The sequence below is a fragment of the Kluyvera sp. genome (assembly GCF_047971185.1).
Lineage (GTDB): Bacteria > Pseudomonadota > Gammaproteobacteria > Enterobacterales > Enterobacteriaceae > Kluyvera.
Genome location: NZ_JBKDZH010000025.1, coordinates 24,467 through 47,216 on the forward strand (window position 1 = coordinate 24,467; position 22,750 = coordinate 47,216).

21 protein-coding genes are annotated in these 22,750 nt (G+C 57.3%); 9 read left to right on the top strand and 12 right to left on the bottom strand.

Annotated features, from left to right (window positions below):
* Nucleotides 1-23: 23 nt before the first annotated feature.
* From cadA to hmpA, 4 genes are all read right to left on the bottom strand, one after another.
* Complete coding sequence (cadA, locus tag ACK5JN_RS06775; RefSeq protein ID WP_416869473.1) at nucleotides 24-2,171, bottom strand: lysine decarboxylase CadA; 2,148 nt, start codon at nucleotides 2,169-2,171, stop codon at nucleotides 24-26.
* An 89-nt stretch (nucleotides 2,172-2,260) separates the two neighbouring features.
* A complete protein-coding gene (gene cadB / locus ACK5JN_RS06780) occupies nucleotides 2,261-3,592 on the bottom strand; it encodes a cadaverine/lysine antiporter (protein WP_416869455.1) in 1,332 nt (443 codons plus the stop codon).
* A 349-nt stretch (nucleotides 3,593-3,941) separates the two neighbouring features.
* Nucleotides 3,942-5,453, bottom strand: coding sequence for a lysine decarboxylation/transport transcriptional activator CadC (cadC, locus tag ACK5JN_RS06785; RefSeq protein WP_416869456.1), 1,512 nt, complete (start codon nucleotides 5,451-5,453; stop codon nucleotides 3,942-3,944).
* A gap of 135 nt (nucleotides 5,454-5,588) precedes the next feature.
* The gene (hmpA, locus tag ACK5JN_RS06790) at nucleotides 5,589-6,779 is read right to left on the bottom strand and encodes an NO-inducible flavohemoprotein (RefSeq protein WP_416869457.1); all 1,191 of its coding nucleotides are present in this window, start codon (nucleotides 6,777-6,779) and stop codon (nucleotides 5,589-5,591) included.
* 327 nt (nucleotides 6,780-7,106) lie between these two features.
* Here hmpA and glyA point away from each other — a divergent pair, with 327 nt between their 5' ends.
* On the top strand, nucleotides 7,107-8,360 hold the full coding sequence (gene glyA, locus ACK5JN_RS06795; protein ID WP_416869458.1) for a serine hydroxymethyltransferase: 1,254 nt from the start codon (nucleotides 7,107-7,109) through the stop codon (nucleotides 8,358-8,360).
* A 125-nt stretch (nucleotides 8,361-8,485) separates the two neighbouring features.
* Here glyA and ACK5JN_RS06800 read toward each other — a convergent pair whose 3' ends face one another.
* The 6 genes from ACK5JN_RS06800 to hcaE all read right to left on the bottom strand — a co-directional run bounded on the left by ACK5JN_RS06800 (nucleotide 8,486) and on the right by hcaE (nucleotide 13,286).
* The gene (locus ACK5JN_RS06800) at nucleotides 8,486-8,908 is read right to left on the bottom strand and encodes a DoxX family protein (RefSeq protein WP_416869459.1); all 423 of its coding nucleotides are present in this window, start codon (nucleotides 8,906-8,908) and stop codon (nucleotides 8,486-8,488) included.
* 160 nt (nucleotides 8,909-9,068) lie between these two features.
* On the bottom strand, nucleotides 9,069-10,271 hold the full coding sequence (gene hcaD, locus ACK5JN_RS06805) for a phenylpropionate dioxygenase ferredoxin reductase subunit (protein ID WP_416869460.1): 1,203 nt from the start codon (nucleotides 10,269-10,271) through the stop codon (nucleotides 9,069-9,071).
* A gap of 9 nt (nucleotides 10,272-10,280) precedes the next feature.
* Nucleotides 10,281-11,093, bottom strand: coding sequence for a 3-phenylpropionate-dihydrodiol/cinnamic acid-dihydrodiol dehydrogenase (gene hcaB, locus ACK5JN_RS06810; RefSeq protein WP_416869461.1), 813 nt, complete (start codon nucleotides 11,091-11,093; stop codon nucleotides 10,281-10,283).
* Entirely contained in the window at nucleotides 11,093-11,410 is a 318-nt protein-coding gene (hcaC, locus tag ACK5JN_RS06815) for a 3-phenylpropionate/cinnamic acid dioxygenase ferredoxin subunit (protein ID WP_316130271.1), read from the bottom strand. The genes hcaB and hcaC overlap by 1 nt, the downstream gene beginning before the upstream one ends.
* A complete protein-coding gene (gene hcaF / locus ACK5JN_RS06820) occupies nucleotides 11,410-11,928 on the bottom strand; it encodes a 3-phenylpropionate/cinnamic acid dioxygenase subunit beta (protein ID WP_416869462.1) in 519 nt (172 codons plus the stop codon). Before hcaF ends, hcaC begins: the two co-directional genes overlap by 1 nt.
* Nucleotides 11,925-13,286: a 3-phenylpropionate/cinnamic acid dioxygenase subunit alpha gene (gene hcaE, locus ACK5JN_RS06825; protein ID WP_416869463.1), complete on the bottom strand. Its 1,362-nt coding sequence runs from the start codon at nucleotides 13,284-13,286 to the stop codon at nucleotides 11,925-11,927. Before hcaE ends, hcaF begins: the two co-directional genes overlap by 4 nt.
* A 135-nt stretch (nucleotides 13,287-13,421) precedes the next feature.
* On the opposite strand from hcaE, the gene hcaR reads away from it, so the two are divergent.
* Together hcaR and ACK5JN_RS06835 are read left to right on the top strand one after the other, a co-directional pair.
* Entirely contained in the window at nucleotides 13,422-14,306 is an 885-nt protein-coding gene (gene hcaR, locus ACK5JN_RS06830) for a DNA-binding transcriptional regulator HcaR (protein ID WP_416869464.1), read from the top strand.
* A 139-nt stretch (nucleotides 14,307-14,445) separates the two neighbouring features.
* On the top strand, nucleotides 14,446-15,582 hold the full coding sequence (locus ACK5JN_RS06835; RefSeq protein ID WP_416869465.1) for a 3-phenylpropionate MFS transporter: 1,137 nt from the start codon (nucleotides 14,446-14,448) through the stop codon (nucleotides 15,580-15,582).
* On the opposite strand, the gene csiE is transcribed toward ACK5JN_RS06835, so the two are convergent.
* Nucleotides 15,579-16,856, bottom strand: coding sequence for a stationary phase inducible protein CsiE (gene csiE / locus ACK5JN_RS06840; RefSeq protein WP_416869466.1), 1,278 nt, complete (start codon nucleotides 16,854-16,856; stop codon nucleotides 15,579-15,581). The genes ACK5JN_RS06835 and csiE overlap by 4 nt on opposite strands.
* A 116-nt stretch (nucleotides 16,857-16,972) precedes the next feature.
* On the opposite strand from csiE, the gene ACK5JN_RS06845 reads away from it, so the two are divergent.
* Together ACK5JN_RS06845 and ACK5JN_RS06850 are read left to right on the top strand one after the other, a co-directional pair.
* Entirely contained in the window at nucleotides 16,973-17,611 is a 639-nt protein-coding gene (locus tag ACK5JN_RS06845; RefSeq protein WP_416869467.1) for a DUF1007 family protein, read from the top strand.
* A complete protein-coding gene (locus tag ACK5JN_RS06850; RefSeq protein ID WP_416869468.1) occupies nucleotides 17,602-18,585 on the top strand; it encodes a nickel/cobalt transporter in 984 nt (327 codons plus the stop codon). The genes ACK5JN_RS06845 and ACK5JN_RS06850 overlap by 10 nt, the downstream gene beginning before the upstream one ends.
* Nucleotides 18,586-18,702: 117 nt before the next feature.
* Here the strand turns inward: ACK5JN_RS06850 and suhB are convergent, their stop codons facing one another.
* On the bottom strand, nucleotides 18,703-19,506 hold the full coding sequence (suhB, locus tag ACK5JN_RS06855) for an inositol-1-monophosphatase (RefSeq protein ID WP_416869469.1): 804 nt from the start codon (nucleotides 19,504-19,506) through the stop codon (nucleotides 18,703-18,705).
* A gap of 120 nt (nucleotides 19,507-19,626) precedes the next feature.
* Here suhB and trmJ point away from each other — a divergent pair, with 120 nt between their 5' ends.
* From trmJ to ACK5JN_RS06875, 4 genes are all read left to right on the top strand, one after another.
* On the top strand, nucleotides 19,627-20,358 hold the full coding sequence (trmJ, locus tag ACK5JN_RS06860) for a tRNA (cytosine(32)/uridine(32)-2'-O)-methyltransferase TrmJ (RefSeq protein ID WP_416869470.1): 732 nt from the start codon (nucleotides 19,627-19,629) through the stop codon (nucleotides 20,356-20,358).
* 243 nt (nucleotides 20,359-20,601) lie between these two features.
* Nucleotides 20,602-21,093 (top strand): Fe-S cluster assembly transcriptional regulator IscR, encoded by a 492-nt coding sequence (iscR, locus tag ACK5JN_RS06865; protein WP_416869471.1) that lies wholly within the window; start codon nucleotides 20,602-20,604, stop codon nucleotides 21,091-21,093.
* Between the two features lie 160 nt (nucleotides 21,094-21,253).
* The gene (iscS, locus tag ACK5JN_RS06870) at nucleotides 21,254-22,468 is read left to right on the top strand and encodes a cysteine desulfurase (RefSeq protein ID WP_416869472.1); all 1,215 of its coding nucleotides are present in this window, start codon (nucleotides 21,254-21,256) and stop codon (nucleotides 22,466-22,468) included.
* Between the two features lie 150 nt (nucleotides 22,469-22,618).
* Nucleotides 22,619-22,750, top strand: a 132-nt coding sequence (locus tag ACK5JN_RS06875) for an iron-sulfur cluster assembly scaffold protein (protein ID WP_416869474.1), incomplete at its 3' end; no start/stop codon positions are given.

A 22,750-nucleotide genomic window follows, 5' to 3' on the forward strand; every position in this document is an offset into this window, starting at 1 on the left:
AGCCGCTTCCCTCACTTTTTTTATTATTTAGTGTTTTCTTCTTTCAGCACCTTAACGGTGTAACGGCCGTCAGCCTGGCGATACGCGCCGTGGATGTCGGTTTCAAAGCCCGGATAGTGGGCGCCGATTTCGCACAGCATCTGCAGGAACTCCAGCACCGGACGGCTCTGCTCGGTGATCTTTTCACCCGGCATTACCAGCGGAACACCTGGAGGATACGGCAGGATCATATTGGCGTTAACGCGGCCCACCATCTCTTCCAGGTAAACCTCTTCCGTTTCACCGTGCAGCTCTTTCTGGAACGCGGCGTACGGCGTCATATCCATTTCCGGCAGCACTTCAAACGCGCGGAACATCAGGTCCGGCAGGTTGTGATGCTCAACCAGTTTATGAATGTTCTGCGCCAGCTCCTGGATGCGCATGTTTTCATAAAACTCCGGCGCTTCGCGGTACAGCGCCGGCAGGATATTTTTCACCCGCAGGTTGAGGTCGAAGGCGCGTTTGAACTCGGTCAGCGCGCGCAGCAGGCTCAGCGCTTTGGTTTTATCGATACCGATGCTGAACAGGAACAGCAGGTTGTACGGGCCGGTTTTCTCAACGATGATGCCGCGTTCGTCGAGATACTTGGCGACCAGGCTTGCCGGAATACCGAACTCGTCCATGGTGCCGTCTTTCTTCATCCCCGGGGTCAAAATGGTGACTTTGATCGGGTCGAGATACATATGCTCGTTATCGATGTTTTTGAAACCGTGCCACGGGCTGTCGGAGCGCAGCGGCCAGCATTCCGGGCCATCGATATGATCCGGCTGCCAGACGTCAAAGAACCAGCCTTCGGATTCGCCTTTCAGGCGCTTGATCTCTTTACGGAACTTGATCGCACGTTCGATAGAGCCGTTGATCAGGCGCTTACCGGCGTTACCTTTCATCATCGCCGCGGCGGTTTCGGTGGAGGCCACGATACCGTAGTGCGGAGAGGTGGTGGTGTGCATCATGTAGGCTTCGTTGAAGGTCTCTTCGTTAACGTCACCCTTCACGTGAATCATGGAAGCCTGCGAGAACGCCGCCAGCAGCTTGTGCGTAGACTGGGTTTCGTAGATCACCTTGCCTTCCACGCGGCCGCCGCTCATCCCGCATTTACCCGCGTAAATCGGCGAGAAGTTGGTGTAAGGCACCCACGCGGAGTCGAAGTGGATGGATTTCACATCCAGCGTTTTCTTGATGTAGTCGGTGTTGTACAGCAGGCCGTCGTAAGTGGAGTTGGTGATAACGGCGTGGACCGGCCAGGTGGCGTTCGGCGTCTCTTTCACGCGTTTGGCAATGGTCGCGTGCTGGAACTCGCTCTGCGGGATGCCGCCGAGAATGCCGTAGGCGTTACGGGTCGGGCGGAAGTAAATCGGCGTAATGTCGCTCATCATCATCAGATGGGTCAGCGATTTATGGCAGTTACGGTCAATCAGCACGGTGCTGCCCGCTGGGGCGGAGTACATGCCGACGATTTTGTTAGCGGTAGATGTACCGTTGGTCACCATGTAGCTGCGTTCGGCGTTAAACACGCGGGCGATGTACTCTTCGGCTTCTTTGTGCGGGCCGGAGTGGTCCAGCAGGGAACCCAGCTCGGAAACGGAAATCGATACGTCAGACTTCATGGTGTTCGGGCCGAAGAAGTCATAGAAAATGCTGCCGACCGGGCTTTTCTGGAAGGCGGTACCGCCCATGTGGCCCGGGGTACAGAAGGTGTATTTGCCTTCGCGAACGTATTTGAACAGCGCTTTGGTCAGCGGCGGCAGAATGGTGTCGATGTACTCGTCGGTGTTCTGGCGAATTTTCGCGGCGATATCGTCAGCTGCGCCCAGCGCATACTCGAAGAAGCGAACCTGCATACGCAGATCGTTGAGGCTAACGTCGAGGGTGGAATAGCTGTTGGCAAAGGCGTAGACCGGCATGTACTCGTTCATCGCGCTGATCTCTTCGCACAGCTCGAGGTTGTACTTATCCCAGTCGAAAATCACGCCGCACAGACGGGCGTTGTTTTCGATCAGCTTCAGCAGGTCTTCGCGGTCGTTCGGGTAAACAATCTGGAAGTTCAGGCCTTCCAGGGCGCGGTGAAGCTCACGAATAGGCTCTTCTTTAAAGTAGACGCCCATGTGGTTCATGATAGCAATAACGTTCATAGTCATAGTCATGTTTCCAGGTAAAGGAGGCCCTACCCACCGCGCTTGCGGCAGGGGAGGAAGGGCCTGGAGAATTTGGGGGTTAGCGGTTAGAGCGCTTCAGCCGGTTTTTTGTCGTGGTCGTCATGCTGACGCTGGTGCATTTTGCGGCCGTAGAACATCAGGATAACGAGGCTGACGATAAAGGTGCCGGACAGCTCGAAGGAGTTGGCGCCCATCAGCGCGATGAAGCAGAACGCGCAGCCCAGCACGGAGCACACGAGGCTCGCCGAGTTACGGATGTTGAAGCCTTCGAAGCGGATCAGGTCGACGCAGGAGTAGAAGTACGGCAGCATGGTCAGCAGAACCGCAATACCGGTCAGCTCGCCGAACAGGTCAGAGGCTTTACCGCCGCTGGAGTTCATGATGGTGATGATAATCATCAGCGCGGTCATTTTGACGGCGGCCAGCAGCAGGCCTTTTTTAGGAATGCCGTTTTTGTCGACTTCGCCATACACTTTCGGGAAGTTACCGTCGTCAGCGGCACGTACGCCTGCCTGGCCAACCAGCATCATCCAGGAACCCAGAGAAGTCAGGCACGCAAAGGCGGTAAAGGCAGACACCATTGGCGCAGCCCAGCTACCCATGATCGTCGAGGCGCTCACGGCGAACGGCGCGCCGGAAGAGGCCATGACGGAAGCCGGATACATACCGGAGATCACCTGGGTGGCGGCGATGTAAATCACACCCGCAATCGCGGTGCCCAGCATCGTGGCCAGCGGCACGGTACGTTTCGGGTTTTTCACCATGCCGGTGCTGACGGCGGCAGATTCCACGCCAACGAACGCCCACAGGCACAGCAGAATACTTTTGATAACCGCGTGCGGATCGGTGGTCGCCGAGGTGTTCCAGTTAGCCTGATAGGTTGCCATGTCAAACCAGTGCCAGCCGATAACGGCGGTGATGACCACCGGGATAAGCACCAGCACCAGACCAATGGTGGTCAGTCGGCTTACCCAGGTCCCACCGAGCATGTTCACGAAGGTGAACAGCCAGACGATGGCAATACAGGCGATACCCGCTGGAATGGGGTCGTTTAATACCGGGAAGAAGGTTGATAAATAAGAGACGGCGGTAATCCCGATAGCCAGGTTACCAATCCAGTTGGCGTGATAATAAAGTACCCCGGTCTGGAAACCGAAGGCCGGAGATAATTCACCGGCGTAGGCGATAGGGCCACCCTGCTGCGGATTTTTGGTCGCCAGTCGGGCATAGACATAGGCCAAAGACATGGCGCCGATAATAGAAATTACCCAGCCCCAGATTGCAATGCCACCAATACCCGCGAGGTTGGCTGGTAATAAAGCAATACCGCTCCCCATCATATTACCGGCGACAACCCCGGTACAGGCGAATAGCCCGATCTTTTTAGCAGAACTCATGTTCTTGTCTCCTGAACAGTATTTTTAAGACCGGACCGCGAGGTGAGCTATGGCGAGCGACCCGACCAACTGACGGCAATATTACTGAGCAGGCTAAGAGAAGTCCTAAAGTAAAAGTGAAATAAACACAAACATCAGAAAGATGAGGTGTTTAGCTTTTTGTATTAACATGTCAGGATAAAAACTTTATATCATGAAAAGATAAAATTCTTTTAATTACAAGGTGGTATGTTGGTGGTAATGAGGGAGATCGATGTTGCTGTAAGGTAACAATTAACACCTCACAACAACATCAATATTACATTAGGTTTGAGCTTATTTAACCATGATAAGGCTAAGTCAGCGCTCGCTATGAGGCTTTGGGTTGAAACGTTTGTAGATAAGGCACAATTTTCTCGACGGATGTCTGGAATATTCCGTTTTCAATCCAGTACAGCGTGTTGTCGCCGGGGCGTAAATTAAAGGCAGTAATATAGGCATCGGCCGCCAGGCGGTTCTCGCCCTTCATTTCATAAACTTTTCCCAGCACTACATAATTCAGCCACGACATCTCCAGCGTAATGCTTTTATTAATCGCCTCGTACGCGTTATCAATGCTGCCTTTCGCTAACGCGTTAATGGCTTGAATACGATAACGCACCGCGCTGTTTTGTATTTCAGGTATCGCATCCACTTTATCTAATTCGCGGTTTAGCGCCGCGAGCTGCTGGTTATCAAAAGGCTGCTGGGAATTGCGTAATACATCAACCATCGCTTTCTGGGCGTAGCCGTAGGCGAAATCAGGCGACTGCTTAATAATGCTGTCGAGGAGCGTGCTGGCTTTGGTTAAGGAAGACGCATCGCCTTCGGAAATCAGCAGCAGCGCCTGGTAGAACTGCGCCAGCGACATCGGCTGCGTCATATCCAGATGCGCCAGCTCCTGTTGCATCTGCGCGGGCCACGGCTGTGTCAATGCGGTGGAGAGGCTGTCGAACAGGTCACGCTGAATAGAGACCAGGTTACTGTCGGTGACGAAGTAGCGCTTATCGAGCATCGTCGAGCCGTCGGCGTTATCCACCAGCAGGACCGACATAAAGCACTGCTGCGCGCGATAGTGGCGCTGGTTGACGAAGCTGATGGTCAGCGTTTTCCCCGAGCTGCTGGGCTCGTTGACGTTGTAGTTGGTTTTATCGTGCACCATAAAGGTGGAGTAAGTGTTCAGCGAGGTGGTGATCAGCGTCCCCAGCCCAATGGCGTACGCCTGCTGCGATACCCAGTTATTGCATGAGGCGCCCGGTTCGAAGCGCACGTCAATATCGCGCGGGTTCAGCAGTAGGTGCGAACGGGTAATCGGCGGGTGAGGGCGAACGACGGTCAGCAACACCATGGCAATCAACACGCCCAAAGAGAGCAGGAAGGCGCACTGGGTCCAGAAGCTGGAGAACCAGCGGCGCTTAGGGCTCAAGGGGACCGGCGTTGGGCGCGTTTCGGGAGCGGGGGCCGGCGTAGCGGTTGGCGTCACTGCCGCTGGCTCGGTGTGCTGGCTGACATCGGCTTCATCCAGCCAGGTCACTTCCGCCGTCAACTGATAGCCGCGTTTAGGGACGGTAATAATGTATTCGATTGGGTTATCGTCACCGTCGCGCAGCGATTTGCGTAATTCAGAGATACTTTGGGTGACCACATGGTTGGTCACAATATTACGCATCCAGATATTTTCGATCAGTTCATCGCGGCTCAGCACTTCTCCCGGATGATGGGCAAAGTACATCAGGAGATCGATTAATCGGGGTTCCAGGGTGAGCTGACGACCAGCGCGGCTGATTTGATTAATAGAAGGCGCGATCAGCCATTCCCCAACGCGTACAACCGGTTGTTGCATAAAATTGAATCGCCAAAGGATAAAAAATAGGACAGGAGAATAATCATAACACAATTCATTCCCCGGTTTTTTGACCTTGCCGGGCGCGGGAAGCGAGAGCAGGCGGGCTGAAGCGGCCCGCCTGGAAAGAAAAGATTACAGTACTTTATGCGGGCCGAAGCATTCATAGTGAATGCGGTCTGTACTGACGCCGAGCGCCACCAGCTGTTTAGCCGCGTGCTGCATGAAGGCTACCGGGCCGCAGAGGTAAAATTGCATCTGCGGGTCCTGCAGATTTTCAGCCAGCGGTTCCAGCGCCATCAGGCCCTCGCTATCAAAGGCGGCGGCCTGGCGATCGCTATCGGTTGGGGTGCGATACCACAGGTGCGAGGTAAAGTGCGGCAGCTCAGCGCCCAGCGCCTGCACCTCATCGGCAAAGGCATGCACTTCGCCGTTTTCCGCCGCGTGGAACCAGTTCACCTGCGCCGGGTGGCGGTTTTTGGCCAGCGTGTCGAGCATCGCCAGCATCGGCGTCTGGCCGACGCCGCCGGAGATCAGCGTCACCGGCGTTTGCGGCGAAACGCTCAGGAAGAAATCACCCGCTGGCGCTGCCAGATGAACCACATCACCTTCTTTTGCTACGTTATGCAGCCAGTTTGAAACCTGCCCGCCGTTTTCACGCTTCACCGCAATACGGTAGCCCTTGCCGTCCGGCTTACGGGTGAGCGAGTACTGACGAATTTCCTGGAACGCAAAATCTTCCGGCTTCAGCCATACCGCCAGATACTGGCCCGGCTGGTAATCCGCTACCAGCTGGCCGTCGACCGGCTCCATTTCAAAGCTGGTAATCAGCGCGCTGCGCGGGGTTTTCTTCACGATACGGAAGGCGCGGGTGCCTTCCCAGCCGCCGGTTTTGCTGGCGTTGTCCTGATAAATTTCCGCTTCACGGTTGATAAACACCCCTGCCAGCACCCCGTAGGCTTTGCCCCACGCGTCCAGTACTTCCTGGCCCGGGCTGAACATTTCGTCCAGCGTCGCCAGCAGATGCGCGCCAACAATGTTGTACTGTTCCGGCTGAATCTGGAAGCTGGTGTGCTTCTGGGCGATTTTCTCTACCGCCGGCAGCAGGGCGGGCAGGTTTTCAATATTGCTGGCGTAGGCGGCAATCGCGTTGAACAGCGCTTCACGCTGGTCGCCGTTGCGCTGGTTGCTCATATTGAAAATCTCTTTCAGCTCCGGGTTGTGGGTAAACATCCGGTCATAAAAGTGGGCGGTGAGCTTTGGGCCGGTCTCTACCAGCAGCGGGATCGTGGCTTTCACGGTAGCGATGGTTTGAGCGTCAAGCATGGCAGGTCTTCCTTTTCGTGTTATCTATTGTTGCATGTTAAATGCATCTTATAAAAATAACCCTGCTTTGTAAATGGTTCTTTGTAAGAATGCATTAGCGCGGTTACAACATGAATTATTTGCATCACAATCCTGAAAAGAAATCCGCTTACCCGATGAAGCGCTTTATTCCTCAAGCCCTTGTGTGGCTTGAAGGTAAACGTTTGCGTAATTTCGTTTGTCAAGACCTGTTATCACAGAACTAATCAGTTATACTGTGGGCCGTTGTCCAACAGGACTGCCTTTTTCAGGCCAAAATTTTATTGTTAGCTGAGTCAGGAGATGCGGATGTTAAAGCGTGAAATGAACATTGCCGATTATGATGCCGAACTGTGGCAGGCTATGGAGCAAGAAAAAGTACGTCAGGAAGAGCACATTGAACTGATCGCCTCCGAAAACTACACCAGCCCACGCGTGATGCAGGCACAGGGTTCTCAGCTGACCAACAAATATGCTGAAGGTTACCCGGGCAAGCGCTACTACGGCGGCTGCGAATACGTAGACGTAGTAGAGCAGCTGGCTATCGACCGCGCAAAAGCACTGTTCGGCGCTGACTACGCTAACGTGCAGCCGCATTCCGGCTCTCAGGCTAACTTTGCCGTTTACACCGCGCTGCTGCAGCCGGGCGATACCGTGCTGGGTATGAACCTGGCGCAGGGCGGCCACCTGACTCACGGCTCCCCGGTTAACTTCTCCGGCAAACTGTACAACATCGTGCCTTACGGTATTGATGAGTCCGGTAAAATTGACTACGACGAAATGGCGAAGCTGGCTAAAGAGCACAAGCCGAAGATGATCATCGGCGGCTTCTCCGCTTACTCTGGCGTGGTTGACTGGGCAAAAATGCGTGAAATCGCAGACAGCATTGGCGCATACCTGTTCGTCGATATGGCGCACGTTGCCGGCCTGATTGCCGCAGACGTCTATCCGAACCCGGTTCCGCACGCTCACGTTGTCACCACCACCACTCACAAAACCCTGGCGGGTCCGCGCGGCGGCCTGATCCTGGCGAAGGGCGGCGATGAAGATCTGTACAAAAAACTGAACTCTGCCGTGTTCCCAAGCGCGCAGGGCGGCCCGCTGATGCACGTGATCGCGGGTAAAGCGGTGGCGCTGAAAGAAGCGATGGAGCCGGAATTCAAAGTCTACCAGCAGCAGGTTGCGAAAAACGCCAAAGCGATGGTGGAAGTGTTCCTGAACCGCGGCTACAAAGTGGTTTCCGGCGGCACTGAAAACCACCTGTTCCTGCTGGATCTGGTGGATAAAAACCTGACCGGTAAAGAAGCTGACGCCGCCCTGGGCCGCGCCAACATCACCGTGAACAAAAACAGCGTACCGAACGATCCGAAGAGCCCGTTTGTGACTTCCGGTATCCGTATCGGTTCCCCGGCTGTCACTCGCCGTGGCTTCAAAGAAGCGGAAGTGAAAGAGCTGGCTGGCTGGATGTGTGACGTGCTGGACAACATCAATGATGAAGCCACCATCGAACGCGTGAAAGCAAAAGTGCTGGATATCTGCGCACGCTTCCCGGTTTATGCGTAAGCGTGAATCGTAGGATGTGAAAAAGGCCGCGTATGCGGCCTTTTTTTTGCCTGATGGCGGCTTAGCCTTATCAGGCCTACGAAAGCAGAGTAGGCCCGATAAGCGTAGCGCCATCGGGCAAACCCTCAGCGCTTATCTAACGAAATTTTCCCCGGCCCGACGATCGCCAGCAGCAGGAACGCCCCCGAGATGCTGATGTTTTTGTAGAAGTTAATCATATTCGGCATCACCGCATCGCCGCTCATGTTCCAGTAGTGGTGGCCAATCACCGCCGTCCCCAGCGTATAGAACAGAAAAATCACCGCCAGCGGGCGCGTAAAGAACCCCAGAATCACCAGAATGACGGCCGGAACCTCCATCACAATTGCGATGATGGCCGCCAGCGCAGGCATTGGCGTACCGATGGACGCCATATACTGCACCGTTCCGTCGTAGTGGAGCATTTTGGGATAGCCGGAGAGAATAAACAGCAGCACGATAGCGATACGGGCAATCAGCAGCAGCAGATCGCGAGAAGCGCCGAAGTCGAGATAGCGAAGCGAGTTCATGGCAGTTCCTTTGTGTAAGTACGTCTGATTTAAACGTAATACACAATTTTGTGGGCTGCCACACAGCGGCGAAAAATCAGTAGATTGGATGGTGCATTGGTCTACGATGCCGAACGGCCCCTTTACCGCATCGATAAGAAGGGGCCGTCGTGCGTACCTGCTAAAGCGACTTTAACGGTACGCCGTCATCACAAAGCGCGTCTTCACTGACAACGCGTCCTGACTGAATCAGCTTGCGCAGTACGCGCACCTCGCGGCCATTGTTCAGTGCCACCGCCCCGATCATCGCGCCCTCTCGCAGCTGGAACCAGATAGCCTTGCCGTCATCCGGGTTTCCACGACACAGCCAGCTTTCTCCCTGCATCTCACCGACAAACTGTAGGTTATCGCTGTACTGATCGGTCCAGAACCACCCCGGCGCGGCAGTGGGCAGGGGCAAGCCGAGCATCGCGGCGGCGGCCACCTGTGCCTGAAAGTTGGCGTTTTCCCAGCTTTCGAGCCGGCGCAGTGAACCATCCGGCTGGCGAGTGAGCGCCACATCACCGGCGGCGAAAATCGCCGGGTCGGCGGTCGTACAGGCGTTATCAACGATAATACCGTTGGCGGTTTCCAGCCCCGCGTTGCGGGCCAGCGTATCGTTGGCCACGATACCGATGCCGTAAACCACCGCGTCGGCGGTCAGCGTTTCGCCGTTTTGCAGGGTGAGCGTGAGAAATTCTCCCGCTTCAGCGTGCTCAATGGCGCTGTTGAGCAGCACCCGCACGCCGGCTAACTGATGGCGAGCGAGCAAATAATCGCGTACCGGAGCCGGCGCATTGCGGCCCATCACCGTATCCGCCAGTTCGACCAGCGTCACCCGGCAGCCGCGCTGGGTGGCGCTGGCCGCCAGTTCCAGGCCAATGGTGCCCGCGCCGACGATGACCACCGATTTCCCCGGCTGCAAAACCGCACGCAGGCGCTCGGCATCTGCGGCATGGCGCAGGGTAAAACAGCGCTCGCCCAGCGCATCCAGTAGCGGCAGTGGTCTGGCGGCGGCACCGGTCGCCAGCAGCAGTTGCGTCCAGCGGTAGGTTTGCCCATCGGCGAGCGTTAGCGTGCGCGAGGCGCGATCGATCCCGCGAAGCGTCACGCCCAGATGCAGCTGCACGTTGTGTTCCTGCCACAAGTTGGCGGGCAGCACCGGCTGAAGCTGCGGGTTATCGTCCAGCAGCATCGCTTTCGACAGCGGCGGGCGCTCGTAGGGCAGATGCGCCTCGTCAGAAAAGAGGTGTAACGGCCCGCTAAACCCCTGCTGACGTAGCGCAGCGGCGGCCATCGCGCCTGCCTGGCCGCCGCCGATAATGGCAATAATCTGTTCGTTCATGCTTGCTCCTTACAGCTCCAGACCGGCCGCGACGTGACGGATCCCACGGATCCCCAGACCGGCGTCGGCGTTGATCATCACGCCGCTCAGCGTGCGGTTGTTACGACGCGACGCCAGCATTACGTACGGGCCGGTAAAATCGGCCGGATCGGGGAAGAACTGTAGCGGCAGAATGGCGGCGATTTTCTCCGGCGTTAGCGACTGCATAATCGAGGTATCGTTTTGCCCCAGCGCCTGCGGGCCGCGCAGATCGGTCGCCATGCCGCACGGACCGACGCCGTTCACCCGCACTTTGGGGGCGAGTTCGTAGGCCAACTGGCGAATCAACCCGGTGGCCGCGTGCTTACTGGCGGTATACAGCGGCCCGCCGCCGCCGGGATACCATGCGGCGTTAGACAGGGTAAAGATGATGCTGCCTTCGCTGGCGATTAACGCCTGGGCGCAGGCTTTGGCACCCAGCAGATAACCCAGCACGTTAACGTTAAACAGCTCGTGGAAGCCGCTCTCCAGCGCCTCGGCAGGGGTATTGACCAGCGAAGCGTTGTGATCCCAGATACCCGCGTTGCCGATAAAACAGTCCAGTTTGCCGAAGGTGGTGAGGATACTATCCACCGCGCGCTGGTAGTCGGCGTAGCAGGTCACGTTACCTTCCACCGCCAGTACATGCTCGCCAAAGCGCTGGCGCAGGCTGGCGACTTTGGCTGGCGAAAGTTCCAGCGTGGCAACCTTCGCACCTTCTTCAATAAAGCGTTCCACCAGCGCCAGGCCCAGGCCGGAACCGCCGCCGGTAATAAAGACGACGTTATCGCGTAAATCGCTCATCAGGCCTCCTCGGGGACATCAATAAACACCTCACCACCTTCCACATGCACCGCGTAGGTGGTGAGCGGGTCGGTGGCGGGCAGGCACAGCGCTTTGCCGGTTTTCAGGCAGAAGCTGGCGGCGTGCAGCGGGCACTCTACCGTCGCATCGTCTTCCAGATAGCCTTCAGACATCGAGGCGTTACCGTGGCTACAGCGATCGTTAATGGCATAAAACTCACCGCCAACGTGAAACAGCGCGATGACGGGAGAGGTTTCCAGCCGGAGGGCTTCCCCCTCCGGTAGCTCCGTGGCGGAGCAGGCAAATATGCGGCTCATCAGAACAGTACACTCAGGTTGTGGGAGGTGATCACCGCCTGATCGAGCACGATCTCACGCTCCAGTAAGCGCCATTCGTCGCCCGGCAGACGACGGACTTTATCCATGCGCGTGCCGACGTAGAACGTCTCGTCACGCTCCTTTTGCGCGCGATACAGCAGATAGTTCAGGCGCACGGCGAACACCTCCGGCTGCTCGGTTTCGCTCACCTGCAGGTTGCTGATCATGTGGCGAGTGCGGGAAGGCGGCTCTTCGGCCCACGCCATGCCGGTTTCCAGCCGCGCGATGCGGCGCTCAAGCTGGTCTTTGTTGTCGTTGAAAATCCAGGTGGTCGGCGGCTGTACACCTTTGCGGCGGTCACGGGTTTGAGCATTGACCGTGGTGCGCATGGTGTAGCGAATGTCGTCATCCAGCTGCGCCAGCCAGTCGCGAAACTGCCAGTCGTCCAGCAGACGCGCTTCTTCATACAGGAACTGGCTGATGCGGTGATGCAGCTCCAGAGAGACTAACGCGCTCATTTCATCACCTCCTGCTGGTACGCGGCGGTTTTTTCGTGCACTTCCTGCCAGCTTTCGCTGCTTAATAAATCGGCCCAGCGCTGATACATGCCGCGGGCGGCGGTTTCCGAGAAGATATAGTTAGTGATCCCCGGAATGCCGTCTTCACGGCGTTTTTCCTGACCAAGACCCATCTCCAGGCACAGGTTGGTGTTGCGTGCCCGGTGGCCTTTCAGCAGTTTTTGAATCTCACACCAGTTTTCCGAGTCATCCTGCTCAAGGAACCCCGCTGGGCCGAAGGCGCGGGTGGCGCTGTTTTCAAAAGCGGCTTTGACGTCATCAGAGGCGGCTTTATCGGCGATGCAGAACGCCCACACTTCGACTTTATCCGGCCCGCGCGGATGCCAGACGCGCAGCGTGGCGGTGCCGTTCAGCCAGGAGAGAGTGGGGAAAATATTGTTGTGACCGGCCAGACGCAGGGCGCGTACTTTGCCCAGACGCTGCTCGGCCTCTTCATAGGTGTCGCGATAGTAGCTGGAGACTTCGCCATCGACCCAGACGTTGGCGTCCGGTTTCTCGGTAAAGAAGAAGCCGCTGCCGTGCCCGTCCTGGCCGAACTGTAGCGCGTCTTTGGCGGTTTCCCACACCGGGCGGGCGGTCTGGCCGTCGCCGAGGCGCTTATCGCTGCCGTCGTCTTTCGCGCCCAGCACCTGCACGGCGGAGGCGTGGCTGAACAGCGCGTGATACTGGTCGCTGGCGAACTGTTCGGCGGGGAATTTCCAGTTGCAGTCGATGGTCCACTTCTGCACGCCGCCGACGATTTCAGTGCCGCCTTCACGGCGATCCAGCACGCCGTCGAGATACCAGGCGATGTCGCCGAGATAATCGCGCAGATTCGGCGCGGTGGTATCCCAGTTGCCGAAAATCAGCCCTTTGTAGCTCTCGACGCACGGCACTTCGTTCAGCCCCCAGTGGGATTTGCACAACCCTTGTGGGTAGGCGCGCGGCTCCAGCGGCACGTCGATCAATTCGCCGTTAATGCCGTACGACCAGCCGTGATACGGACAGGTAAACGCGCGGGTGTTACCGCAGTCGGCGTAACTCACGCGCATCGCGCGGTGGCGGCACTGGTTGAGAAACGCTTTGATGCTGCCGTCCTTCTGGCGCACCACCACGACCGCGTCTTCGCCCATGTAGGTGTTAAAGAAATCGCCCGGTTTGGGGATTTGGCTTTCGTGGGCCAGAAACAGCCAGCAGCGGCCGAAGATGCGTTCCAGCTCCAGTTGGTAGATGTCAGGGTCGGTATAAATTCGTGGGGTTACGCGACCGTGTTGGGTATCAATCAGTTGGTAGATGTCTAAATTTGAGGGTGTGGTCATATTTTTTAATCCTGAAAGCTAAGATGTATTGACCTTCTTTTTTTGTGCCCTAAGGATGTTGCTGGTTAGTTATCAATCTGTGAAATGGTAAATTTCTACCAGCTGAGACGTTTTTTCGATAACAAGGAGAGGGACATGGAATTGAGGCACCTGCGCTACTTCGTCGCGGTGGCGCAGGAGTTGAACTTCACGCGAGCCGCGGAGAAACTGCACACCTCGCAGCCTTCTCTGAGCAGTCAAATCCGCGATCTGGAGCAATGCGTGGGCGTATCGCTGCTGGAGCGAGACAAGCGAAAAGTGACTCTCACGGCGGCCGGCGAATGCTTTTTGCAGGATGCGCAGGCGATTCTCGATAACGCCGAGCAGGCCAAACTGCGCGCCCGTAAAGCGGCGCTGAATAACGACCATCTGGCGATTGGGTTTGTCCCCTCCGCCGAGGTCAACCTGCTGCCCAGAGTGCTGCCGATGCTGCGCCTGCGCCAGCCTGACACGCATATCGAATTAGCGAGCCTCATCACCACGCAACAGGAAGAGAAGCTGCGCAGCGGCGAGCTGGACGTTGGGCTGATGCGCTATCCCATTCATGGCCAGGATATTGAATCCATCGAACTGTTTCACGAACCGCTGGTGGTGGTGCTTCCGGCTGACCATCCGTTAGCCGCAGAGAGCCGTATTTCCGCCCAGCAGCTGCACGGCGTGAACTTTATCACCACCGATCCCGACTATTCCGGCGAGCTTTCCTCGGTGGTTAAGGCGTGGTTTGAGAAAGAGCGCAGCCAGCCAAATATCGTGCAGGTGGCGACCAATATCCTGGTCACCATGAATCTGGTCGGCATGGGGCTGGGCGCCACTTTGATACCCGGTTATATGAATAATTTTAATACCGGACAGGTGGTTTTTCGGCCGATTAAAGGCGAAGCGCCGACGCTGGCGCTGCTGATGGCGTGGAAAAAGGGCGAATTAAAGCCCGCTTTAAGAGATTTTATTGCGCTGGCACAAAAGCTTCCGACGGTAGCCTGATGTGAGCCTGCCCGGGTAGCATCGCCGATAGAAAGCAGAAAGGTGATGTTCATCACATTTATCTGCTACGCACCTGCTTTAGTGCTCTCCTGAAAGTGGCCGGAGTCATTAGACTATCGCCTCCATAACGGGAGGACCCATGGTTTTGCACTCCACGCGCTGGCTGGCGCTCAGTTACTTTACCTACTTCTTTAGCTACGGGATTTTTCTCCCTTTCTGGAGCGTCTGGCTCAAAGGGGCGGGGCTGTCTCCCGAAACCATCGGTCTGCTGCTCGGCGCCGGGCTTGTGGCCCGTTTTCTCGGCAGCCTGCTGATCGCGCCGCGGGTCAGCGATCCGTCACGCCTCATTAATGTTCTGCGGGTGCTGGCGCTGATGACGCTGCTGTTCGCGCTGGCCTTCTGGGCGGGCAGTAACGTGGCGTGGCTGATGGCGGTGATGATCGGCTTTAACCTCTTTTTCTCGCCGCTGGTACCGTTGACCGATGCGCTGGCCAATACCTGGCAAAAACAGATCACCATGGACTACGGGCGGGTGCGCCTGTGGGGATCGATCGCCTTTGTGATTGGCTCGGCGCTGACCGGCAAGCTGGTCAGCCTGTTCGATTATCATGTCATTCTGCTGATGCTCAGCCTGGGCATTGCTTCGATGCTGCTGGGCATGCTGCTGAAGCCATCGGTGATGCCGCTCGGCGAGTCGCGTCATCAGGAGTCGGTGGGCTGGCCGGCCTGGCGTTCGCTGGTGACGCAAAACTGGCGCTTCCTCGCCTGCGTCAGCCTGTTGCAGGGGGCACACGCCGCCTATTATGGTTTTAGCGCTATTTTCTGGCAGGGGGCGGGCTACTCGGCGTCGGCCGTCGGCTACCTGTGGTCGCTGGGCGTGGTCGCGGAGGTGGTGACGTTTGCGTTGAGCAAAAAGCTGTTCCGCCGCTTTAGCGCCCGCGATCTGCTGCTGCTCTCCGCCGTTTGCGGCGTGATTCGCTGGGGGCTGATGGGCTGGACCACCAGCTTACCGTGGCTGATTCTGATTCAGATCCTCCACTGCGGCACCTTTACCGTCTGCCATCTGGCGGCCATGCGCTATATTGCCGCCCGTCAGGGCAGCGAAGTGATTCGCCTGCAGGCGGTCTACTCGGCGGTGGCGATGGGCGGCAGCATCGCGGTGATGACCATGTTCGCGGGCTTCCTTTATCAGCACCTGCATCAGGGGCTGTTCTGGGTGATGGCGCTGGTCGCCTTGCCTGCGCTGGTGCTGCGGCCAAAAGCCGTCGTGCGCTAGGTTTCGAGGATCTGGCAGATACGCTGCTGCTGATGTTCGCTGAGCGACTGCTCGGCGTGGATCAGCGGCGGTGAAAACAGCGGCAGCACAATCGCGTAAGGTGATATCACCAGCGTGCTGTCCTTCGGCGCGCCTTCTTTCTGGAAGATATGCGCCGCCAGATACTTCACGTTGAGCGGCAGCAGGGTCAGCTCCCGCAGCTGCTGCTCAATCGCCTGCTCCAGCGCAGGGTTATCGCCGGTCAGTAACACCACCTGTTTTTCATGCAGCTCGCTCTCCTGCATCAACCCCGCGCCAAAAATCACCGCAATCAGCGCCGCTTCATCATCGCTAAAGCGCAGGGCGTAGCGCGTTTCAAAATCGGCCAGCGCGCTGCGGGTGGTACGAATTAAGCGCGGATACAGGCGGTGGATCTCTTCAGGGAGATGGTGATCGATGCCGATCCCAAAGACGCAGCGGTTGAGCGCCTGCGCCAGGTGGATATACAGCTGGTTGTGCAGGCCGCGCTCGTCGGTAAAGCGGCATCCGGCGATCTGCTGGAAGCGCTCGACCAGGCGGGCAATCGCCAGGTGCAGCTGTTGGTCCTGCTGGCGGCCATCGTGGAGCGGGTTAGGGATTTTCAACAGCATAAACAGCAGGGCGAGGAAATGCTGTTCCTCAGGGTTGGGCGTCTGCATTACTCGCCGCTGCCAGTGGCGCACGATATCCGCCGCCATCTGGTATTCGACGGTGGACTGAGTCCAGGCGCTTTGCAGGGGATTGAACTGAGGGCTGATGCCCTGCTGGTGCTGCAGCAGGCAGTACTGTAAATAGAGACGTAAAAACTGCCCATCGCGGCACTCAAACTCGCGCTGCAGGCTGCGGGCGCAGCGGTTAACCAGCGCCTGGAGATTGGTTTCGTCATATAACGTACGGGCAATTTTCAGCTGTTTCAGCTGCGTTTTGATGGCCGGTGTAAAATGGTGAGCGACAAACTGCGGGCACAGGCGCAGCGCACGTCGCAGCCAGTGCAGAAGGCACAGGCGTTGGTCGAGGGTGGTGCCTTCAATCCGATAGCTGCCATCCGCCTGAGTGGCGATTGCCAGACGATGGTAACGCTCGATCTCCTCGCCGGCGTCAACGATATCTTGCCGGGCGGTTGAAACATCGACATTATTCACAATGCCAATGTATTCCGCGGTAATGGTGTGCCCTGGGAGATACAGCATCAGCAGCGCCTGGCAGCGGCGCTGGGGACTGGAAAGCACCGATGGCGGTTCAAGTACGGTCATCATCGGCTAAATCCAGCTGTAGGTAACTAGGGTTAAGGATAGACAAAAGATGGCGGCGACCACGGCGCTTTCGTAAAGGATTGCTGGCGACGCTCACAGAATTTTTCACTGAGGAACGGATGAAGAGAGTGAAACAATGCGCGGTTGTGGTATTTCTTGCGCTTTTATCGTTAAGCGCGCGGGCGCACCCGCACAGCTTTATTACCATAACCAATCAATTAGCGGTGAGCGACGGCCAGCTCACGGGCATGAAAATGCGCTGGGTAATGGATGAACTGACCTCGGCGGACCTGCTGTACGACGCGGGTAACGCCAAACCGGGCAGCGAAGTATGGAAAAAGCTGGCGGCGGAGGTGATGGCTAACGTGCTCGGGCAGCACTACTTCACCGAGTTCTGGCACAACGGTAAGAAGGTGAAGTTTACTCATTTGCCGAAAGACTATGCGCTGGCGCGTGAGGGGCATCAGGCGGTGCTGACCTTCACCCTGCCGCTGGCCTCGCCGCAGCCGCTGGCGGGGCAAACCTATACCTTCTCCACCTTTGATCCAACCTACTATGTTGATATGAGCTACGAAAAAGACAGTGACGTGGCGTTTGCCGCTGATTTTAAAGGCGCGTGTAGCGTGAGCGTGCATACCCCGCAGCCCAGCGAACAGATGCTCTCCTACGCCCAGTCGCTCGATAAAGAAGACGCGCCGGAGGAGGATATGGAGCTAGGTAAACAGTTTGCCCAGAAGGTGACCGTAGCATGTCAGTGATTTCCGTTAACCGACGCCGCCCGGCCCGGCGCTGGGTTTCGCTGTGGCCGCTGGCGCTCTTCCTGCTGGCCGCCGCCGTGGGGCTGCTCTGGCTGTGGCAGGCGTGGCCGCAGGTGATGCTGAAAAGCGTTATCTGGCAGCGCGAGGTTAATCAGCAGATGAGCGGCCTGTTGAAAGCCGTTGCCGATAATCCCACCCAGGCGGGCGGCACGCTGCTGCTGTTCAGCTTTGTCTACGGCGTGCTGCACGCGCTGGGGCCGGGGCACGGTAAAGTGGTGATTACCACCTGGCTGGCGACGCATCCGTCGAAACTCAAGTCGAGCATCGGTCTGACGCTGGCCTCGTCATTATTACAGGGGCTGGTGGCGATTGGGCTGGTGGTTATCGTGCTCACCGTATTACGGCTTCCGGCGCGGCAGCTGCATCTCAGCAGCTTCTGGCTGGAGAAGGGGAGCTACGCGCTGGTGGGCGTACTGGGGCTGCTGCTGTGCTGGCGGGCGCTGAAAAAACTGCGCGCGTTATTGCGAAAACCGACATTCACCGCCTTCACGCCGCAGCATGTGCACCACGACGGCTGCGGCTGCGGGCATCAGCATTTGCCAAATCCTGAGCAGCTTGAGCAGGGCGACGACTGGCGCGCGCGGCTGATGATTATTCTCTCTATGGGGATGCGTCCGTGTTCCGGCGCCATTATGGTGCTGCTGTTCAGCAAGGTGATCGGCGTGTTTGCCTGGGGCGTGGCCTCGGCGCTGGCCATGGCGGCGGGAACGTCGCTGACCATCTCGTCGCTGGCTTTACTGGTACACGGTTTTCGCACGCTGGCGGTGAAGCTGAGCGGCAATAAAACGCCGGTGCTGTGGCGGCAGGTGGGCTGGACGACATTGGCCTTAGCGGGCGGGATTATTCTGGTGACGGCGGCGGTAGTGATGTGGGTAAGTGCGGTGCCGGTAGGCAGAGGGTTAAGACCCTTCTAACGTAGCCCGGCCGAGCAGAGCGACGCCGGGATGTACCGCGCGTCCCCGGCGTCGCTCTGCTCGGCCGGACTACGAGAATCAATGCCCGGTAAGCGTTGCGCCGCCGGGCAATGCTGATTAGCGCTTCAGCGCTTCGCTCAGCTCGTCACGCATGTTCGCCAGCATGGATTTCACCACGCGTGGGTTACCCGCAACGATGTTGCCGGTCATCATGTAGTTGTGACCACCGACGAAATCGCACACCAGCGCGCCGGCTTCACGTGCGATCAGCTCGCCCGCAGCGAAGTCCCACGGCTTCAGGCCGATTTCGAAGTAACCGTCAACGCGCGCGGCGGCCAGGTAGGCCAAATCCAGGGCGGCGGAACCGGAACGACGGAAGTCCGCGCATTCGGTAAACATTTTGCCGAGGATGTTCATGTAAGCGGTCGCGTGCTGCTTGGCTTTGAACGGGAAGCCGGTGGCGATGATGGTGCCATCCAGGTCGCGGGCGTTGCTGCCGCGCAGACGGTAACCGTTGAGCTGTGCGCCCTGGCCACGAGTGGCGGTGAACAGTTCGTTACGCATCGGATCGTAAACCACGGCCACTTCAGTACGGCCTTTAATGCGTACGGCGATGGAAACAGAGAAGTGTGGCAGACGTTTGATGAAGTTGGTGGTGCCATCCAGCGGATCGATAACCCATTGAACATCCAGATCTTCGCCAACATGTTCACCGCTTTCTTCGGTGATGATGGTGTGTTGCGGGTAAGATTTGCGAATGGTGTCGATAATCACCGCTTCGGCCGCTTTATCAACGTTGGTCACGAAATCATTGCTGCCTTTCTGGCTCGCTTCAACAGCTTCTGGCGTTTCGTAGTTTTTGGCAATCAGGTTACCCGCCTTGCGCGCTGCGCGCACGGCGATGTTCAGCATCGGATGCATCAGGTTACTCTCACTGGATGTTAAAGAACGGGGAAAACGGCGCATATCATAGCAGCGAATTCGGATTCTGTCTCAGCTTTATGGTAATATGGGTGAATAATCTTTAGACGAAGAAAGACAATGCTGCAAAATATTCGAATTGTGCTGGTTGAAACCTCCCACACCGGCAACATGGGCTCCGTTGCCCGCGCAATGAAAACCATGGGCTTAACTAACCTGTGGCTGGTTAACCCGCTGGTGAAACCGGACTCCCAGGCCATCGCCCTGGCGGCTGGCGCTAGCGATGTGATTGGCAGCGCGCAGATCGTCGACACCCTCGACGAAGCGCTGGCCGGTTGTAGCCTGGTGGTAGGCACCAGCGCACGCTCCCGCACCCTGCCGTGGCCGATGCTCGACCCGCGCGAATGCGGCCTGAAAAGCGTCGCCGAGGCTGAGCATGCGCCGGTCGCGCTGGTGTTTGGCCGTGAACGCGTTGGCCTGACCAACGACGAACTGCAGAAATGCCACTACCACGTGGCGATTGCCGCTAACCCGGAATACAGCTCGCTGAACCTGGCGATGGCGGTGCAGGTCATTTCTTATGAAGTGCGTATGGCCTGGCTGGCGGCGCAGGAAAGCACGGAACCTAAAGTCGAGCACGAAGAGACGCCGTACCCGCTGGTGGACGATCTTGAACGTTTCTACGGGCATCTGGAGCAGACGCTGCTGTCGACCGGCTTTATCCGCGAGAACCACCCGGGGCAGGTGATGAACAAACTGCGTCGTTTGTTCACCCGCGCGCGCCCGGAAAGCCAGGAGCTGAACATCCTGCGTGGGATTCTGGCTTCGATTGAGCAGAAAAACAAAGAGTAAGATGTATTCCCGGCGGCGCTCCGCTTGGCCGGGCTACACCGTTCTTGTAGCCCGGGCGAGGCCTCTGGCCGACCCCGGGGACAGCTCAGAACCAATACCGCACGGAACGCCAAATACCTGACTAATTTACTCAAGTAAATAGTTGACTGATTTAGTCAGGAATGTCAGACTTGGCCCTGCTATGCAATACCCACACTATTATTAAAAACCCCGGGCAGGGGCGAGTTTGAGGTTAAGTAAGACATGAGACTGACATCTAAAGGGCGTTACGCCGTGACCGCGATGCTGGACGTTGCACTCAACTCCGAAGCGGGCCCGGTGCCGTTGGCTGATATTTCTGAACGTCAGGGAATTTCACTCTCCTATCTGGAGCAGCTGTTCTCCCGTCTGCGTAAAAATGGCTTAGTGTCCAGCGTACGTGGTCCAGGCGGCGGTTATCTGCTGGGTAAAGAAGCGAATCACATTGCCGTAGGCGAAGTGATCAGCGCAGTGAACGAGTCCGTTGACGCGACCCGCTGCCAGGGGAAAGGTGGCTGCCAGGGCGGCGATAAATGTTTGACCCACGCTCTGTGGCGCGATCTGAGCGACCGTCTGACCGGTTTCCTGAACAACATCACTCTCGGTGAACTGGTGAATAACCAGGAAGTTCTGGATGTGTCCGGTCGTCAACACTCGCACGACACCACCCGCAATACCCGCGTACAAGACGCAATCGACGTTAAATTACGCGCATAATATACCCGTCCTGCCGTGTGCCATTTCAGGTGCACTTTGCAGGGCTGGCAATAGAAAAATAGATTTCAGAGTCAGGCCGGGACACCCTCCCGTCAAGCGGTCGTACATCCAGCCGGTTGCCTGACTCCTTGCATTGAGTGATGTACGGAGTTAAAGAGCAATGAAATTACCGATTTATCTCGACTACTCCGCAACCACGCCGGTGGACCCGCGTGTTGCCGAGAAAATGATGCAGTTTCTGACCCTGGACGGGACCTTTGGTAACCCGGCCTCTCGTTCACACCGTTTCGGCTGGCAGGCTGAAGAGGCGGTAGATATCGCCCGTAATCAGATTGCCGACCTCGTGGGCGCTGACCCGCGTGAAATCGTCTTTACTTCCGGTGCGACCGAATCTGACAACCTGGCGATCAAAGGTGCAGCCAACTTTTATCAGAAAAAAGGCAAGCACATCATCACCAGCAAAACCGAACACAAAGCCGTGCTGGACACCTGTCGTCAGCTGGAACGTGAAGGTTTCGAAATCACCTACCTGGCACCGCAGCGCAACGGCATCATCGATCTCAAAGAGCTCGAAGCAGCCATGCGTGACGACACCATCCTCGTCTCCATCATGCACGTGAACAACGAAATTGGCGTGGTGCAGGACATCGCGACCATTGGCGAAATGTGCCGTGCGCGCGGCATCATCTACCACGTTGACGCCACCCAGAGCGTGGGCAAACTGCCTATCGACCTGAGCCAGCTGAAAGTGGACCTGATGTCCTTCTCCGGCCACAAAATCTACGGCCCGAAAGGCATCGGCGCGCTGTACGTGCGTCGTAAACCGCGTATCCGTATCGAAGCGCAGATGCACGGCGGCGGTCACGAGCGCGGCATGCGTTCCGGCACCCTGCCTGTTCACCAGATCGTCGGCATGGGCGAAGCGTACCGTATCGCGAAAGAAGAGATGGAGACCGAAATGGCCCGTCTGCGCGGCCTGCGTAACCGTCTGTGGAACGGCGTGAAGGACATGGAAGAAGTGTACCTGAACGGCGACCTCGAGCAGGGCGCGCCGAACATCCTCAACGTCAGCTTCAACTTTGTTGAAGGCGAGTCGCTGATTATGGCGCTGAAAGACCTGGCCGTTTCTTCCGGTTCTGCCTGTACCTCTGCAAGCCTCGAGCCATCCTACGTGCTGCGCGCGCTGGGTATGACCGATGAGCTGGCACACAGCTCTATCCGTTTCTCTTTAGGTCGTTTCACTACCGAAGAAGAGATTGACTACACCATCAATCTGGTTCGCAACTCCATTGGCCGTCTGCGCGACCTTTCTCCGCTGTGGGAAATGTTCAAGCAGGGCGTGGATCTGAACAGTATTGAATGGTCACATCATTAATCGGTATGCCCGTCATACTTCAAGTTGCAGATGCGTTGGCCGCGCTCGCTCACCCCAGTCACGTACTTGTGTACGCTCCTGGGGATTCGCTCCCTTGCCGCCTTCCTGCAACTCGAATTATTTAGGGCATCGATAAAAGGAGAATTCATCATGGCTTACAGCGAAAAAGTAATCGATCACTACGAAAACCCGCGTAACGTAGGTTCCTTCGACAACAGCGACGACAGCGTCGGCAGCGGCATGGTCGGCGCACCGGCCTGCGGCGATGTGATGAAGTTGCAG